At 58.1% G+C, this 18,139-nt stretch carries 10 protein-coding genes; 3 read left to right on the top strand and 7 right to left on the bottom strand.

The features are described 5' to 3' along the window. The first annotated feature begins 14 nt into the window (after nt 1-14). From treZ to glgX, 3 genes are all read left to right on the top strand, one after another. Nucleotides 15-1,802, top strand: a complete 1,788-nt coding sequence (gene treZ / locus O3S68_RS05240; RefSeq protein ID WP_269230956.1) for a malto-oligosyltrehalose trehalohydrolase — start codon at nt 15-17, stop codon at nt 1,800-1,802. After that, nucleotides 1,799-4,309: a malto-oligosyltrehalose synthase gene (gene treY / locus O3S68_RS05245; RefSeq protein WP_269230957.1), complete on the top strand. Its 2,511-nt coding sequence runs from the start codon at nt 1,799-1,801 to the stop codon at nt 4,307-4,309. Before treZ ends, treY begins: the two co-directional genes overlap by 4 nt. Nucleotides 4,310-4,380: 71 nt before the next feature. Then, entirely contained in the window at nt 4,381-6,459 is a 2,079-nt protein-coding gene (gene glgX / locus O3S68_RS05250; protein ID WP_016496116.1) for a glycogen debranching protein GlgX, read from the top strand. A gap of 44 nt (nt 6,460-6,503) precedes the next feature. On the opposite strand, the gene O3S68_RS05255 is transcribed toward glgX, so the two are convergent. From O3S68_RS05255 to O3S68_RS05285, 7 genes are read right to left on the bottom strand one after another with little or no spacing between them, the layout of a single operon-like run. Then, a complete protein-coding gene (locus O3S68_RS05255) occupies nt 6,504-8,705 on the bottom strand; it encodes a glycoside hydrolase family 2 protein (RefSeq protein WP_269230958.1) in 2,202 nt (733 codons plus the stop codon). Beyond that, a complete protein-coding gene (locus O3S68_RS05260; protein ID WP_269230959.1) occupies nt 8,702-11,407 on the bottom strand; it encodes a response regulator in 2,706 nt (901 codons plus the stop codon). The genes O3S68_RS05255 and O3S68_RS05260 overlap by 4 nt, the downstream gene beginning before the upstream one ends. After that, nucleotides 11,404-11,841 (bottom strand): globin, encoded by a 438-nt coding sequence (locus tag O3S68_RS05265; RefSeq protein ID WP_016496113.1) that lies wholly within the window; start codon nt 11,839-11,841, stop codon nt 11,404-11,406. The genes O3S68_RS05260 and O3S68_RS05265 overlap by 4 nt, the downstream gene beginning before the upstream one ends. Continuing rightward, nucleotides 11,838-13,244 (bottom strand): DUF3131 domain-containing protein, encoded by a 1,407-nt coding sequence (locus O3S68_RS05270; protein WP_269230960.1) that lies wholly within the window; start codon nt 13,242-13,244, stop codon nt 11,838-11,840. Before O3S68_RS05270 ends, O3S68_RS05265 begins: the two co-directional genes overlap by 4 nt. After that, nucleotides 13,229-14,776, bottom strand: a complete 1,548-nt coding sequence (locus tag O3S68_RS05275; RefSeq protein WP_045508460.1) for a DUF3131 domain-containing protein — start codon at nt 14,774-14,776, stop codon at nt 13,229-13,231. Before O3S68_RS05275 ends, O3S68_RS05270 begins: the two co-directional genes overlap by 16 nt. Then, a complete protein-coding gene (locus O3S68_RS05280; RefSeq protein ID WP_269230961.1) occupies nt 14,773-16,104 on the bottom strand; it encodes a DUF3131 domain-containing protein in 1,332 nt (443 codons plus the stop codon). Before O3S68_RS05280 ends, O3S68_RS05275 begins: the two co-directional genes overlap by 4 nt. Then, nucleotides 16,101-17,915: a glycosyltransferase family 2 protein gene (locus O3S68_RS05285; RefSeq protein WP_045508456.1), complete on the bottom strand. Its 1,815-nt coding sequence runs from the start codon at nt 17,913-17,915 to the stop codon at nt 16,101-16,103. The genes O3S68_RS05280 and O3S68_RS05285 overlap by 4 nt, the downstream gene beginning before the upstream one ends. Nucleotides 17,916-18,139 lie beyond the last annotated feature (224 nt).

The raw sequence follows: 18,139 nt of genomic DNA on the forward strand, positions 1-18,139 counted from the left end.
GGAGAGGTAATTGCATGGCGTCGAAATCGTTTTGTAAAAGCTGGGGAGCCGAATACCTCGCGAATGGTCGCGTGCGTTTTCGGTTATGGGCCACCGGGCAGCAGCAGGTTTCACTGCGTTTACCGGCTGGCGAATTGCCAATGCAACGCCTTGATGACGGCTGGTTTGAACTGACCGTCGATAATATCGCCGCTGGTACGGCGTACCAGTTTCTTCTGAGCAACGGCATGGCGGTTCCCGATCCCGCCTCGCGCGCGCAGGCCGCCGACGTTAACGGTCCTTCACTGGTCGTCGACCCGGATCATTACGTCTGGCAACACCCGCAGTGGCAGGGCCGCCCGTGGGCAGAATCCGTAGTCTATGAGCTGCATATCGGGACATTCACCCCGCAGGGAACGTTTCGCGCGGCGATGGAAAAATTGCCGCACCTCGCGCAACTCGGCATCACCATGATAGAAGTGATGCCCGTTTCCCAGTTTGGCGGCAATCGCGGCTGGGGCTATGACGGCGTGCTGCTTTATGCGCCGCACTCGGCTTACGGCACGCCGGATGATTTTAAAGCCTTTATCGACGCGACTCATGGCTACGGCCTTTCAGTGGTGCTGGATATTGTGCTCAACCACTTTGGCCCGGAAGGCAACTATTTGCCCGCGCTGTCGCCGGATTTTTTCCACGCCGAACGCCAGACGCCGTGGGGGCCAGGCATCGCGTACGACGTTGACGCCGTGCGGCGTTATATCGTTGAAGCGCCGCTCTACTGGCTCAACGAATACAACCTGGACGGGCTGCGGTTTGATGCCATCGATCAGATTGAAGACAGCGCCGAGCCGCCGGTGCTGGTGGAGATTGCCCGCCGTATTCGCGAGGAGATCACCGACCGGCCGGTGCATCTGACCACCGAAGATTGCCGCAATATTATTGCGCTGCATCCGCGTGAGCCGGATGGGCGTTCGCCGCTTTTTACCGCCGAGTGGAATGACGATCTGCACAATGCCGCGCATGTGTTTGCCACCGGCGAAACCCATGCCTATTACCAGGATTTTGCGGATAAGCCTGAAGTGTGGCTGGCGCGCGCGTTAACTGAAGGGTTCGCGTTTCAGGGGGAAGTTGCCCCGTCAACCGGTGAACCGCGCGGAGTGGACAGCCGCAACCAGCCGCCGGTGGCGTTTGTCGATTTTATCCAGAACCACGATCAGACCGGTAACCGCGCCCAGGGCGAGCGGCTCATCTCGCTGGCGGGCGAGGAGAGAACGCGCGTGCTGCTCGGCGCGCTGCTCTTTTCCCCGCATATTCCGCTGCTGTTTATGGGCGAAGAGTATGGCGAAACCAATCCTTTCCTGTTCTTTACCGATTTTCACGGTGATCTGGCGCGCGCCGTGCGTGAAGGGCGCGCGCGCGAATTCCAGGGCCATGCGGGACATGAGGGGGAAGCGGTTCCCGATCCGAACGCGCCTGAAACCTTTACCCGTTCACAACTGGACTGGGCGAAAACGCAGCAGGAGACCGGCCAGCGCTGGCTGACGCAAACCCGCGACTGGCTGACGCTGCGCCAGAAATATGTGGTGCCGCTGCTGACAAATGCACCGCGGCAAAATGGGGAAGTGATCGCCACCGCGCCGGGGTTTATCGCGGTCCGCTGGCGCTTCCCGCAGGGGACATTATCGCTGGCGCTCAATATTGGCGAAGCCTCGCAACCGTTGCCGGAACTCCCCGGCAAAACGCTGGTGGCCTGGCCGCGCGGGCAGGATGACTTACCGCCGAACGCGTTCATTGTTCGTCTGGCTTTGGGAGAGGGAATGTGAATACGCCAACCGCCACTTACCGCTTGCAGTTTCGTAACGGAATGACGTTTGATCGCGCCGCGGCGCTGGTTCCGTATCTTAAACATCTGGGCATCAGCCACCTTTACGCCTCGCCCATTTTTACCGCCGCCAGCGGCTCCACCCACGGTTATGACGTCACTAACGCCAATGAGATCGATCCGACGCTTGGCGGGCGCGGCGGGTTTGACCGGCTGGTGAGTGCGTTAAAAAACGCCGGGCTGGGGCTGATTCTGGATATTGTGCCAAACCATATGGCCGCCTCGCTGGAAAACGCCTGGTGGCGCGATGTGATAGCCAAAGGCGAGAAAAGCCCGTATGCCCACCATTTCGACATCGACTGGTCGCGGCGGCTGACGCTGCCGTTTCTCGGCGATGATTTTGACACCGTGCTTGCAAACGGCGAGCTGGCGATCAAAGCCGATCCGCTGACCGGTGAACCGGCGCTGGCCTATTACGACAATTTTTATCCGCTGGTGGCAGAGAGCTGGCAAGGGCGGGAGCAGGCACTCATCGGCGAGACCGACCACACGCTAATCGCTGAAATTCATGCGCAGCAGCCCTGGCGGTTAATGAGCTGGCGCGATGCGGCGAATGACCTCTCGTACCGGCGCTTTTTTGAAATCACCGGCCTGGTTGGCGTGCGCGTGGAAGATGAAGCGGTATTTGATGATACGCACCGGCTGATCCTTGAGCTGGTGCACAGCGGCGCGGTGGACGGTTTGCGAATCGATCACGTTGACGGGCTGGCCGATCCGCAGGGTTACCTGACGCGCTTACGCCAGAAGGTGGGGCCTGAGTGTTACCTCACGGTGGAGAAGATCCTCGGCAAAGGCGAGCATCTTCCGGCGGACTGGCCGGTGTCCGGCACCACCGGGTATGAATTTATCGCTGCGCTGTCGGATGTGCTGGTCGATGACGCCAAGCTCGCTAACCTGCGCAAAGCCTACGACAGCGTTGCCGGGCGGCGCGTGAATATGCGCGAGGAGCTGCGCGACGCCAAGCTGCTGATGGTCGATCGTAACTTTAACGGCGAATTCAGCGTGCTGGTGTCGCTGGCACTCACTATTGGTCACGCGGAAATCCCGGTGCCGCAGGAGGACGCGGTACGCCAGGCGCTGCGTGAACTGCTGATCGCCTTCCCGGTTTATCGCACCTATGGCACGGAACAGGGGCTACCGGAGGCTGACACCGCGCTGTTAAACAAGGTGGTGGAGAGCGTTCAGCGCAGCCCGTATGCGCCGGATGCTGCCGCGCTCGATTTTGTGCGCCGCATTTTAGTCGGCGATGTCGCGAAAAGCGCGCTCGGTGCGGCGGCACGTTTTCGTACCCGCTTTCAGCAGCTTACCGGCCCGCTGATGGCGAAATCCGTCGAAGATACGCTCTTTTTCCGCCAGCATGTCGATCTGGCGCTTAATGAAGTCGGCGCGGAGCCACTACCGCGCACCTTTTCGCTCGATCGTTTCCACGCAGAGATGCAAACCCGGCTTGAGCGCCAGCCGGATGCGCTTTCCGGCACCTCAACCCATGACACCAAACGCGGGGAAGACGCCAGGGCGCGGCTCTATACCCTGACGGAAGCGCCCGAACGCTGGGCCGATTGCGTGGCGCGCTGGCGGCAGATGAACCATAGCAAAGTGCAACTGCTGGACGATGGACACGCCCCGCGACCGATGGTGGCGTGGATGATCTATCAGGCGCTGGCGGGCGTCTGGCCGGTCAACTTACAAGCCGATGACGTGGAAGGTTTGCGTGCGCTGGAAGAGCGGTTTGTGGCGTTTGTTGAAAAAGCGCTGCGCGAAGCGAAACAGCGTACCGACTGGATCGAGACTAACGACGCCTATGAACAGGCGGTGCTTGATTACGTGCGTCATTTGTTGTCGCCGGAGAATCGCGAGTTTTTGACCGATTTTACCGCCTCGCTACAGCCCTTTATTCGCGCCGGGCTGGTCAATAGCCTGACGCAAACGGTGATCAAACTGACGGCACCCGGCGTACCGGATATTTATCAGGGCAGCGAAGCGCTCAATTTCAGCCTGGTCGACCCGGATAACCGGCTGGAACCGGATTACGCCGAGCTTGAGCGCCTGCTGGTAGACGAAGAGCAGGCCGATCCGCATTCGCAGGAGAGCTGGTCGAGCGGGCAGTTAAAGCAATTTTTCATCTACCGGCTGCTGCATTTACGCCAGCAGATGCCGTCGTTGTTCCGCCGGGGCGCTTATCTGCCGTTGACCATTGCGGGTGAAGAGGCGGAGCACCTGATCGCCTTTGCGCGCGTGCAAAACGAGGATGCGTTAATTGTGCTCGCCCCGCGTCTGCTGTTCGATGCCATCGACGGCAGCCTGGCGGGCGCCAATATTGCCCTGCCGGCGGAACTGGCGAATCGGCGTTACCGGGACATACTCAGCTCAGAGGAGGTTTTTCTCACCGACAAAGTGAATCTGCGATCGATAGGCGGTTTCACCTTTGCGGTACTGGTCAGTGCATGATTGCGAAGAAAAGGGTGCGGTTCATCAATCGTTATGTCTGGTGAGACTTTACAGGCGATCAAGGGGAAGCAATGTCTGACGGAAAACAGTTTTACATTACGGCGGGGCACGGCCAGCAACTCGGTGCGAATTACGACGGTGAGGGCGTTAACTTTGCCCTTTTTTCAGCGCATGCGCATCGTGTGGAGCTCTGTTTATACGCGCCCGATGGCAAGCAGGAGATCGCCCGGTTTGATCTGCCGGAAAACACGCACGAGATCTGGCACGGTTATGTGCCAGGCCTGCAACCCGGCGCGTTATACGGCTACCGGGTGCATGGCCCGTTTGAGCCGGAAAACGGCCACCGGTTTAACCCGAATAAATTATTGATTGACCCTTATGCCCGCGAACTGGTCGGGGATATCGAGTGGAATGCGGCCCATTACGCTTATGATTTAGGCCATGAAGATAAAGATCTGACCTTTGATACCCAGGACAGCGCGCCGTTTACGCCCAAGTGCCGGGTTATCGATCCCCACGCGTTCGACTGGCAGGACGGCGCACGGCCGAATATTCCCTGGCCACGTACGGTTTTCTACGAAACCCATGTGAAAGGCTTCACCCAGCTTAATCCGGCGCTGCCGCCGGAACTGCGCGGCACGTTTGAAGGGATGGGACATAAGGCCTCGGTGGAGTACATCAAAAGCCTCGGTATTACCTCTGTCGAACTGCTGCCGGTTCACTGGTTCCCGGACGACCAGCATTTGCTCGATAAGGGGCTGCGTAACTTCTGGGGCTATAACACGCTTGGTTTCTTCGCCCCGGCGTCGCGTTATTACGGGCCGCGCGGCATTCAGGGCTTTCGCGATATGGTGCGGGCGTTTCACGATGCCGGTATCGAAGTGATCCTCGATGTGGTTTATAACCACACGGCAGAAGGCAACGAACTGGGGCCAACCCTGTCGTTTAAAGGTATCGATAACTTCTCTTATTACCGCACATTGCCGGATCAGCACCGTTACTACATTAATGATACCGGCACCGGCAACACGGTGAACACGTCGCACCCGCGCGTATTGCAGATGGTGATGGATTCGCTGCGTTACTGGGCAGAATCGATGCATATCGACGGTTTTCGCTTCGATCTGGGCACCATCCTCGGGCGCGAGCCGGAAGGGTTCGACCAGCGCGGCGGCTTTTTTGATGCCATGACGCAGGATCCGCTGTTATCCAGGCTGAAACTGGTTGGCGAACCGTGGGACATCGGCCCCGGTGGTTATCAGGTGGGCGGTTTCCCGCCGGGCTGGGCGGAGTGGAACGATAAATACCGCGACACGCTGCGTGAATACTGGAAGGGCGATAACGTCTCGACGGACTTTGCCGCCCGCCTGCTGGGCTCCGGTGATCTGTACGATCAGCGCGGGCGTCGCCCGTGGGCAAGCGTGAATTTTATTACTGCCCACGACGGTTTTACGCTGAATGACCTGGTGTCGTACAACGAAAAACATAATGAAGCCAACGGCGAAGACAATAACGACGGTCACAATGACAACCGCTCCTACAACTACGGCGCGGAAGGGGTGACCGACGACGAAGGCATCAACACCGTGCGCGAACGGCAAAAACGTAACTTCCTTGCGACGCTGTTTTTCTCCCACGGCACGCCAATGCTGCTGGCCGGGGATGAGTTTGGCCGCACCCAGCAGGGCAACAACAATGGCTACTGCCAGGACAGCGAAATCTCGTGGATCGACTGGGACGCACCGCACAGCGGCAACGGGGAAGCGCTGCGTGAATTTACCCGTCATGTTATTGCGCTGCGGGCATCACAGCCGATCCTGCGGCGTGAAAACTGGCGCGATGGCATGGAGATCCGCTGGTACAACGCCGGTGGCGGCGAGCAGTTACCGGAGCAGTGGGATGAAGGTACGACGCTCGGCGTTTATATCGGACGCCCGGATTTGCAGGAAGAAGAGGGGATCTGGCATGACGTGCTGATGCTGTTTAACCCGTTTGAAGGCACGGTGCCGTTTCGCATTCCGCAGTTCGGCGAAGGCGGTTGGGTGCTGGAGCTGACCACCGCCGATAGCGCGAAACGCGGGGTTGTTATTACCAAAGAGAAGGATTTCGAACTCGAAGGGCGCAGTATCGTGCTGTTCCGTCGTCCGTAGCAGTGATGCGCCAGGCGACATGCTTGCCTGGCGCGTTATATAGGTCAGTTTGTGGCCTCACCGACCTCCGTTTGCCAGGCGTTTTCCGCCACTTTTTTTCCTGTTGCATCGAAGATGTGATAAGTCACCGTCAGCACGCCGGTACTGTCAGGCGTCACCGTCAGATCGGCGATTTTCACGCCGCTATCCACCGCCAGCGTCTGCTGTTTTTGCCCGGTCAAAAGCGGGCGGTCGCGCTGTGTTACTTGCCATTTCAGCGTGCAATCTTCGCAGGGGGTATAGGTATCATTTACCGCCCACAGACGTAGCGTGGCGGGTTTTCCGCGCTGCCACTGCGCGCTGACCGGTTCAATGGAGGGTAACAACGGCTGATAGGCTTTTTGCAGTGCGTAATACCCGGCTTTCGGATGGCGTAAATAATCCACCACGCCCCAGTTTATCGACGGCCAGGTTTCGACAAACATGAACTGGAACAGGGCAGTCACAGGCTGATAGCGTTGACGACGATAGCTTTCCGCCGCCATCGCGACAAGCTGCGCCTGGTATTGCTGGGTATTTTCAATAAACGTTTGCAAATCCTCGCCGCGCGGGATATTGGCAAATTTAAAGGTCTGAAACGGCTGGAAGTTATGGTATTTCCACTTCACCCAGCCAGCATCGTCCGCCGCCGTGGTTGCAGGCCACAGTAGAGAAGCGGGAATAATGGTTTTCAGTGTGGCAAGGCGCGGCAGCGCCTGCGCGCCAAACTCGGTGATAATGCCGGTTTTCGCCGGGGCGAGCAGATCGCGCATCACGCCGAAATACCAGCCTTGCCAGTAGTGCTCTTCGACGGCGGAAAAACGATGTACGATCCGCGAATTATCTTTGGCCAGCGTGTCTGCCACGCGCGCGGTCAGCGTTTGGTTCAGATCTTTATGCCAGTCGGGAAAGCGTTTTTCCATCCAGGGGGAGTTCCACGGCGGTTCGTTATGCCCGCCCCAGACGATGATGGACGGCGAATTGCCAAACTGCTCGACCATCTCGCGGGTTTGTCGCGCGGCGTTATCGGCAAAGGCCGCGCTGTCGTCATATCCCCATTGCAGCGGCACATCCTGCCAGAGCATCAGCCCCAGTTCGTCGGCAACCTGGTAAAGCGGGCGGTTGGCTACATGACCATGCACGCGAATGGCGTTGGCGTTCATTGCCAGCACCATGCGCAGGTCACGCCGATATTTCTCCGCGTCCATGGTGCTCAACCACGGCGAACCGATGTAGTTGGTTCCTTTGATAAACAGCCGTTTTTCATTAATAAGCCAGCCACGGTTATCCGCTTGTTCTTCTACCTTACGCAGCCCGGTTCGGCTTTTAGCGCTATCCATTACGCCGCGATCGTCCGCGAGGGTGACACGCACCTGGTAGAGATTCGGTTTACCCAGACTGGCGGGCCACCAGAGCTTTGCGCCTGCCATGGGCAGCCTCACCGTCATCGTTGCGGTTTCCCCGCCGGTGGCATTCAGGGTCACAGCCTGTTCAAGGCGGAATGCACGACCGTTAAAATTCGCGGGTTCGGCAAGCAGCTTCAGCGTTGCGGGCCCGCGGTTGCGCGACCGGTAGCGGATCTCTGCGCGTAAGGCAGGGTTCGCCAGGCCGTTTTGCCAGTCCGGGCGCAGAATAATCTCGTCGATCACGGCGCCCCGGCTCAGGTGCAGACGCACCGGCGACCAGATGCCGCCAGAGTTGGCATCCTGACCATGCGGTGACCAGGCGCCACCGGGGCGGGTGTCGTGCTGATTTAGCACGCCTTTGATCAGCTTTTTGTGCAGCGGCCAGAGCGTTTTTGGATCTTCATATGGGCTGTCGACGCGCACCGCCAGGCGATTATGGCGACGTACTGTGTCGGTAATATCGACAGCAAAACGCTGGAAGTACCCTTCGTGGCGCGCCAGGTGCTGGCCGTTGAGCGAGACATCGGCATAGTAATCCACTCCGTCAAACACCAGCGTTGCCAGCGTATCCTGGGCAAGAGCGGGCAGGGTGAAGTCGTGTCGATACCACATTGCCCCCTGGTGATCGTACCCGGCTGAATACCAGTTGGCCGGAACCGTTAATTTTCGCCAGTCGCCGACAGGTGCGCGAATGCCGTCAAATTCAGCCTGATTGGCATCATGCACACGCCATTGCCCCGCCAGCGACCAGCTCACCGGCGTCGGATGCGCCTGGGTGAAGGCTGACAAAAACAATAAGCACGTGACGGTGTAACGTTTCATGATGAGGCCTCCCGCGTTTGTAACCAGTTGAGCGCGTGCTGGCGCTCATGTTGCAGTGGCGCAAGCAGGCGCGCCAGTTCCGCGTCGCTCAGGCTTTGCGACTGGCTTTCCAGTTGTTGGAGAACCTGGCTCAGGCTCCGGAAATCAAGCGCGATGGCTTCTCCACGCAACTTATGGGCACTGCGGCGCACGGTTTCACGATCGCCGGAGCGTACCGCCTGTTCAATGGCGTCGCTGAGCTCCATCAGGCCTTCCCTGAAAATGGTCATAAGTTCGTTCAGTAGCGCCCTGTCGCCGCCCAGTTGTTCAAGCAGGGCGCTTTCGTTGGGCATTCCCGCTGCCATTTGCGCTGCGGCGTGGGGCGAGGGGGTTCCCACTACGCGGGTCAGTTCCGCATTCAATGCTTCACGCGTGACGGGTTTGGCGATATAGCCGTCAAAACCCAGTTCGAAGCAGCGCGCTTTGTCGCCCTGCATGGCATGGGCGGTCATGGCGATCACCAACTGTGGCGGCACACCGCGCCGGGCTTCTTCTTCTCGCAGCAGACGAATAGCCGTTTCACCGTCCATGCCCGGCATTTGCAGATCCATCAGAATCACATCCCAACGGCTGGCCTGCCAGTGCTCAAGCGCGGCCTGGCCATCGGCGACGATTTCGCAGCGATGCCCAAGTTGCTCAAGCAGCCGGTAGGCCAGCTTTTGGTTGACGAGGTTATCTTCTGCCAGCAGAACATGCAGGCTCTGCTGCAGTGTTGGCGGCGCAGCGGCGGGTTCTGCAGCCGGGCTGACCGTGGGCGCGGGCGTGGGTACGCTGACCGGCAACAACAGGGAGGCGATGGCCTGTTGCAACTCGCTGTGATCGACCGGTTTATGCAGATAGTGCGCAATGCCAATGCGCTTGAGCATATTCCTGTCGAAATGACGATTCATGGAACTGAGCATAATAATGCGGCTCTGGCTGGCTTCCGGTAGCACCGAGAGTTCCAGCGCCAGTGAGATGCCGTCCATATCCGGCATTTGCGCATCCAGCAGGATCAGCGGAAACGGCGGCATTTGCGCCGCCAGCGCCAGCGCTTCCAGCGGTTTGTTGATACAGACCGGCGTCAGCCCCATGGCGATCAGTTTGGCCTCCAGCAAGCGTAAGTTGGTGGCGTTATCATCGACGACCAGCACCCGTTCACCGTGAAACTGGTGCGCTTCTGTCGTTGTCATTTCGCTCACGGGCAAGTTTGCCAGCGGCAGGGTGAAGGCGAACTCACTCCCAACGCCCGGCGTACTGGTCACCGTTAAATTTCCCCCCATCATCGCCACCAGCCGCGCGGAGATGGTCAGCCCCAGCCCGGTGCCGCCATAGCGGCGTGTGGTGGAGCTGTCCGCCTGGCTGAACGCTTCGAAAATCAGTTGCTGTTTATCCGGGGGAATACCAATGCCGCTATCGCGCACCCGAAACCGCCACTGGGAGCCGTTGCCGGCGGGTTCAATTCCGAGCAATACCTCACCGTGGTGGGTAAATTTCAGCGCGTTGCTGATGAGATTGGTCAGGATCTGGCGCAGCCGCACGCTATCGCCTCGCACCACCTCTGGCAAGCGCGGGTCAATATCGACCAGCAGTTCCACCCCTTTTTCGCTGGCGGCAGGCATATGCGGGCGGATCAGCGACTGGATAAACGGGCGTATCTCCAGCGCCTCGTCATGAATCAGGATCTTCCCGGCTTCGATTTTCGAGAAGTCGAGAATGTCATTGATAATATGCAATAAAGATTGCGCCGAGCTCATCACCAGCGTCAGGTATTCGCGCTGTTCGGCGCTCAGCGGGGTTTCAAGGCACAGTTGCGTCATGCCGAGAATACCGTTCATTGGCGTGCGGATTTCATGGCTCATATTGGCGAGAAACGCGCTTTTGGCTTCGTTCGCTTGTCTGGCGACATGGGCCGCTTCAATGGCGAGCAGCTCTGCTTCTTTGCGGCGGTTGATATCCTGCAATGTGCCAATCACGCGCTCCATTGCGCCGCTCAAATTCAGGGTGGTAACCTGGCCGGAGAGCAGCATCCAGCGCCACTGATCCTGCTTATAACGGACACGGATTTCGCATTCAAACACCGGAAAATGGTGCGCGCGGGAGCGCAGCACGGTGCGGATCAGGTGAAAGCGATCCGCCGGATGCACCAGCCCAAGCATGGCGTTGACATTATGGTGCCAACTGTCGCGCGGTTGCCCCACCAGGCTTAACAGCGTATCGCTGAGCTGGAGGATATCCGGCGAGACTTGCCAGTCCCAGATCCCGATATGAATCGACTCCGCGGCCAGCAAAAAGTCAGCGTGCAGATCCTGGCGTGCGCGCTGCGCCATATCGAGGTGTGAAATGTCCGTATGCAGGCTGATGATGCCGCCATCGGGTAAACATTGATGTTGAACAAACAGGCGTCGTTCTCCTTGATGACGTACCTCGTAGTGACTTTCCAGCCGACAGTTGCGGATTACCGACTCTTTTAGCGCCTGTCGCCGGGCAGGATCGGTATTGAAGGCGGTATCGATAAACTGGCTGGCTAACGCTTCCAGCGTGACGCCGGGTTGCAGGCGGGTGGCCAGCGACGGGTAAAACTGGCCGATTTTGTCATTCCACGCCACCAGCCGTTCTTGCGCGTCATACAACATCACCGCAATCGGTAGCGCGTTGAGGTCGAAGCGCGAGGCGGCGGTCATGATTGCGCTCCCGCCTGGTAGTGCAGCTCCGCCTGACGGCGAAGATATTCCAGTCCAGGCGCTATCGCCATAGCCCAGGCAGTGAGGATCTCTTCATCGCACAGGGGATCGCGCTGGCGCACGGTATCAAGCATGGCTTGCCGCCAGAGGGCGAAAAAGCGGGGCGGCAGGTGCAAGCCGCTGTCGCTCTGGTCGCGGGCAAGTTTTTCCAGAAAATCGGGCACGAAGAGGGAGCCATCCACCGCCAGCATGGCAAAAAAGCTCTTAAATATAAGCTGACGGCCTTGCTCGGCGTTACCGAGCAAAAAATGGCGTTCGGTTTCCGGCGACATGCGCACAAAGGCGTCATAAAAAGCATTGAAAAAGGGCTTTTTGTCATCCTGCGGGAACACGCGGCCCAGACTGGCTTCAAAAAGATCGCGGTAAAATTTCATTTTTTCACCTCCACCCGGCGCTCGCCGGGTAAGCAGAGTCCCGGCGCGCTGAAAACATCAGTCGCCTGCAGGTTGAAATAGCTGCCGTTATCGATTAATCCATTGCGGAATAGTGGGCCGCCGTGTGCCTTATAAAACAAGCTTTCCAGCACCATGGCGTTAGTCGACAGGGTGATCGTTCGGTTAAAGTCGCCGGTGGCTTCTACCCGACCTTCAAACCAGCCGCGCTGTGCATCGTTCATCCGTCGGCTGACATTCATTAGCGCATCGGTAAAGGGGGTGTCCCACAGCACCCAAAGGGCGAAAACCGCTTTGGTGGAAACCTGCGCCAGACGCGGATAGTATTTCCCGTCGGCACCCAGTGTGTTCCAGGCGTAACCATTGCCCCACACCGTGTCGTCAACATGCCACGGAGCCTGGCCAAGCGCGAAGTCGGCCCTGGCGGTAAGCACTTTCTCTTTTTCCCACCGCGTTTGTTGGGTGAGCCACACCTGTTTGGCCCGCTCACGTAACGCCTTGCGGGTGGCGCGCTCTACGCCCGGCGGTTGCCAGCCGAACTCCAGCCCTGGCAGCATGTAAGGCAGTGTGGAGATGAGCGAGGGTTGCCAGGTGGTGCGCGGGTCGCGGGCATCCACTTCCAGCGCCCGCTGGTGGATGATCACGTTGCGTGCGGGCGGCGCGAAAGCCTGGTCTGGCGCAAAACCCCATAAACGAAAGGCGGTGGCCGCGTATTCGCTTTCGCCGAGCCGCAGCTCCTCGCGGATCACCGGTTTGCCATTCTCAATGGAGGAGGACCAGAGTTCGCCGTGGGGATCGATAACCTGGCAGAAGTTCCAGCGCAGAACGATTTTATCCAGATACTCCTGGTATTGCGGCGCCCATTCGCTGACGAGGCGTAAGGCCAGCATCAGGCGCGCCATATCCCGCGCCGACCAGCCGTTTCGCTGCGTCTGACCGCTAAAATCCACCAGCGAGGCGTTTGGCGTGGCGTAGAGGCGGCCCGGTGTGCGGGTATCGGTCAGCGCGAGGCGGTTCAGCGTGCCGAGCAGTTGCGTCAGCCGATGATCGAACTCATCTTCTTTCAAAAGCCCCAGTTCTCTGGCGGCCAGCAGGGCAATTAACGTGTCGCCCATCTGCCAGAGCGTGGCGCGGGGCTGTTTATCGCTGCCGTTGACCAGCCCGGTTTGCGGCTGGGTATTGTTAACGAAGTAGCGCCACGCTGTTTGCGCCCACTGGCGCTCCTCCGGGGTCAGGGCACTGATTCGCGCGCTGGTGTTCCAGCCGCCTTTGCTCAGCCAGCGCCAGCCCGCGCCGCCATCTTTAACAAGGGCGAGCAGCGCCAGCGCAACCAGCAAGAAACCGAGCAGCGCGGCCAGGGCTTTGCGGCTTACTGTTTTAAGCATGACGCCGCCACCGGGGGTAATTTCACCGGCTCGTCCGCATTACAGGACGCGCACTGGCATGCCTGACAACTGGATTTTGTGCGCAGGGCGGTGCCGGTCCGCTCACACCAGCTTTTCACGGCGGACGTCGGGTTCAGGAACGGGCGGTTGCGCCGGGTATTGTTTTCTTCAAACAGATCGACCAGTTTTTTCTCCCACAGCGAGGGGGCGAAATTCTTGTCTTTCGGATTGTCGGTATTAAAGCGCAGCAGCTTGCCGCTCTTTTTAAACATCAGGGCTTCAAGCATGATGCCGTTGTTGTTGGCGGTGAACTCTTTAATCGGCCCGCTGCCGTTCTCATACAGCCCTTCGTAGTAGCCTTTGCCCTCTTCGTTGGCGTTTTCGATAACGCTTAATAACCGATCGGTGTAGGGCGAATTCCACAGCACCCACATGCCCAGCGCGGCTTTTAGCGATACGGCGGCGGTTTCCGGCACGTACTGGCCTTTGTCGGTAATGGTGTTCCAGTTGAAGCCGTCACTGAACACCGTGTCGTAAACAAAGTAAGGCGCTTTATCCAGTTGATGCTCGGAGCGGGCTGTCAGCATGCCGGTAATGGTGTAGCGGTTCTCCTGCGCTTGATACACGCGATCAGCGAAGTTTTTCATCCACGGATGTGAATAGTGGTTTTTGGTGTTACTGCGATCGTCGGCGGTATCAAAGCCCATCTCCAGGCCATACAGCAGATAAGATTCTGTCACCACGTAGTTATGCTGAAAGGTTCGGCGCGAGTCGCGCGAGTCATACGGCACCAGCACGCAGTAGATCTCCGCCAGATCGTACGGTTGCGGGCGGCTGGCCTGGCAGGTATTAAAACCCCAAAGCTGGTAACCCGCCGAGGCGTACTCTTCATACCCCAGGCGTCCTTCCTGAACATATTTCGGCTGGCCGTTCTCCAGATACGCGCCATACAGCGTGCCGCAACCGTCGACCACATGGCTGAAATCCCAGCGCAGAACGACGTTATCAATACTGTTGCCGTACTCCGGATAACGTTCTTTGATAATTTTCATCCACAGCAGCATGCGGCCAATATCCAGCGCGGAGAAGCCAATCTCGCCGGGTTTGTTCAGGTAGTCCACTTTCTGTGCGTTAATGGTGTTGTAGACCTTGTTGGGCAGCTCATTGCGAAACAACTGGATGGTATTGAGGGTGGCGAGGAATTTGATTAACCGCCGATCAAACTCGGCTTTATCAATAATGCCCAGTTCACGCGCCGCCGTCAGCGCGGCCAGATAGGAGGCGCTGTCCCACATGGTGGTGGAGGGGTATTTATTAACCGCGTTCACCAACCCGGTGGTGGGCTGATAGTTTGCGACAAAGTATTGCCAGGCGTTTTTCGCAATCTTCATCTCCTGTGCCGTCAACGTGCCGCTGCGCACCGGATAGTCGGACGCGGGCAACCCCGGCGCGGCCTGGGCGCTGGTCATCACCAGCCCGAGAGCCACAATGCCAGCCCACCGGCGAAAAAGCGTCAAACAAATCAACTTCATGGCGTGGCTCCTGCTGCTGGGGTTGGACGGGCGGTGGTGTTCATACAGCTCAGGCACAGCATCTGGCCGTGCGCGATAAACGAAAGGCTTTCAAGCACGATGGCGTTGGTGTCGGCGTCAATAACGTTATTCACACTGGCGTTGAGATTAAGCCCCTGCTGCCAGCCTTTACCGGGAACCTGCAACGTCAATACCTGTTCGCGCAGGGCTTCACTCCAGGTGTTACGAAACAGGGCGTACCACGCAAACGCCGAGCGGGTGGAGGTGATAGCGCGCTGCTCTGGCGGGGCGTTGCTGACGCTGCTCTGATTGTCCGGCTGGCGGTTTGGCTGCTCGGTAACATATTCGGGCGCGGGCTCGGCATAATCGGTGCTGATGGGGGGTTTACGAACCTGCAAGCTGTGGCGGCGCTGCTGAATTTGCATAATGCGCCAGGCGATCTCCGCGCTTTGCGCGTCAAAACCGGTCTCCAGTCCGGTGAGCAAATAGGGCAGGCTCACCAGCGACGGCTGGCGTCCCCACGGCGTGCGCAGCCCTTCGTCGGGCACCATAACGCCGTCGATATCAATCATCGCCTGGCCTTCCGGCGGATTGGTGACGGCTAGCCCCGCATCGTTGTCAATAAGACGCAGCGTGTGGCTGGCGTACAGGCGGTAACCAAAGCTGTTACGCGGTTCATCTGTCGCCAGTGTCCAGTGATGTACCGGCAGTGAGGCGCGGGTGATTTCGCCGCGTTCAATCAGCGCGCCGGTCTGCCACTGATTAAACAGATCGCGGATTTCCGCCGCGTGCTGCGGGTAGTGCCAAAGCAGGGTTTGCAGCGCCGTCAGCAAGCGTCCCATGCCGATGGCGGAACTCTCCGCCTTGCCGAGGATTTTCAGTGTATCGGCGTGGTAATAACTGGCGGGTATTCCCTGCGCATTAAGGGGTAACTGACCGAGGCTGAACAGCGCGGCAGTGATGCGCTCGTCAAACTCTCCGGTGGTGATAATGTCCAGACGCTGTGCGGCCATGGCAGCGAAGAGATAGCTGCCGGTGCTCCATAAGCTGAACCACGGTTCGGCGTCGCGGGCGTTTGCCAGGCCGTTTGGCTGGGTGTTATTGACATAATATTGCCAGGCGACCCGCGCCCAGATCGCTTCGTTAAAGGTTAAGTCGCGCGTGGTGGGCAACGGCGGAAACGCTTTGCTCAGCGCCAGACCGGACGTGCTCTCTACGCGGGTAGGCATCTGGCGTTCCACCCAAACGACGATGGCAAAGCCCAACAGGAAACCGAGCAGGATGGTGATATAACTGCGGGCGTTCAGCAGCGCATCGCGCATTCTCATGGCGTTGGCTCCTCATCGGGCGGCGTCCACATCGCCGCGAGGATTAGCGGCAGCATGGCGGCAATATTCACCGCACCCCAGAAAATGTTGATCACGTAACCTGAAGGGTCATCCACCTGGCCGCGTGCCACCTGAATCCCGCCCCATAGCAGGCCAAGCAGTGTCAGCACCACAATGGCGATTTGCGGCTTCACAAGGTAGAGAAACCGCCCGGCCTGGCGCTCTTTGGGCGTGACGTGGAATTTGATCTGCTCCCCACGCAGAACGGTATCGAGGGCGCGTAAATTCATCGAGAAAAAAGAGAGATAGGATGCCCGTCCATCCCAGGCGGAAATACCCCATGTCCCAAACATGAACGCCAGCTCCGAAACAATAAAAAACGGTAAGAAATGCAGATAAAACGGCGTGGACCACGCAGAGACGGGGGGGATGCCGGTAAACAGATAAATAATGGGCGAAATCAGGAATACGGTATTCCAGATACAGGCGAGATAAGACCAGAACGTGGTGGCGTACATCAGCGTCTGAGGCAGCGACAACTTGAAGCGGCGGCGGGAAAAAATGTTGTCGTGAAACAGAATATCCAGCGAACCAGCGGCATATTTAAAGCGCTGGATCATCCAGGTCAGCATATCCTGCGGTGAGAGCATTTTGGATTCGATACGCGGATGCATGACTGAACGCCAGCGATGTGCATCGTCGCCATGCAGGACAATGGAGGTATAAATATCTTCCGAGACGTGGAATTTGTACGGCGTCAGTTCGGTGTCGTAAATCACATGCGGGCGCATCGCTTCCTGAAGCGCTGCACGCATGGCCGGATCGCGAATATCACGGGTATGACGGTCGATTTCGGCATCGACGTTCCACACGTAGCTGCGCAATGCCGCCTGCATCACCGCTTCGCGGCGATGAATTGACGCTGCACCGCAGCAAAACGCGGCATTTGCCCAGTTGCGGCGGCGCAAAATGACATCATAAAACATGCGCGGATCGTTGAAAAACGGGTCGCGGCCAAGGGTGACCGGGCCACAAATTTTTTCCAGCGTCCAGCCGAGCGCATACCCGGCTTTGCCAGTCCGGCGTGCGAGCCAACGCGGCAGCCGTTCGCCTTCCGGCAGATCGTAAAACCATTGGGGGGTTTGCACCCAGGCGACATCCGGATCGCGAAAATAGCCCAGCGTATGGCTGAGCAAGGTGGGAAAGACGCGGGTATCGGCATCGCAAATCACAATAAAGTCGCCGTCGGTTTGCTCCAGTCCGTTGCGCAGATTTCCGGCTTTGTAGCCCATATTGTTCTGCCGGGTGATGTAATTGACGCCTTCTTCATCGCAGACGGCTTTCATCTCAGCGCGCCGCCCGTCATCCAGCACATGAATGCGGTAATCGAGCGGGCAAGGGTAGGTGACGTTAAGCGCGTCGCGAATCGATAAGCGCACCAGCTCGACATCTTCGGAATAGGTGGCAATAAACAGATCCACCTTGATTGGCCTGGAATCAATGGCTTCTTCTGCGCCATGACAATCGTTGATATCTGCCGGTGGATTTTGCGCCGGTACATCCTTTTCCTGCCACAGGTTAATGGTAAATAACGCGGTACCAATCCATGCCAACGTCTCTGCCAGCACAAGGGGAATGGCGTACCACAGCGCATCCATATTCAGCGATTCCATCCAGCGCCAGCGAATATAATTTGCCCCCAGAATCAGCGCCGCCACAGCCAATATTTGCCATGCCTTTTTTACCCATCCGGGAGTGCAAAGGGGTTCTGGCGGGCGACGCGCTTCAAATCTGGAAAAATAAAAACCCATAGTCGCAGATATCCTGATCTGTTAATCATTCGCAAATGAATAATATGCGTCGTGAAGATAAATCTGAGTTGCTTTTAATAGCCTGTGGGAAATGCTTTTAAAGTCATTGTAGAACCCCATCGGTAACTTTCAAGAATGACTGCAATTGCCTTTAAGTAACGCCTGATTAACTGGAGTTTCTGTTTAAGGATATATTTTATAATCTGGCGAAGCGGATTCATTTT

It is taken from the genome of Kosakonia sp. SOY2 (genome assembly GCF_027109175.1).
Lineage (GTDB): Bacteria > Pseudomonadota > Gammaproteobacteria > Enterobacterales > Enterobacteriaceae > Kosakonia.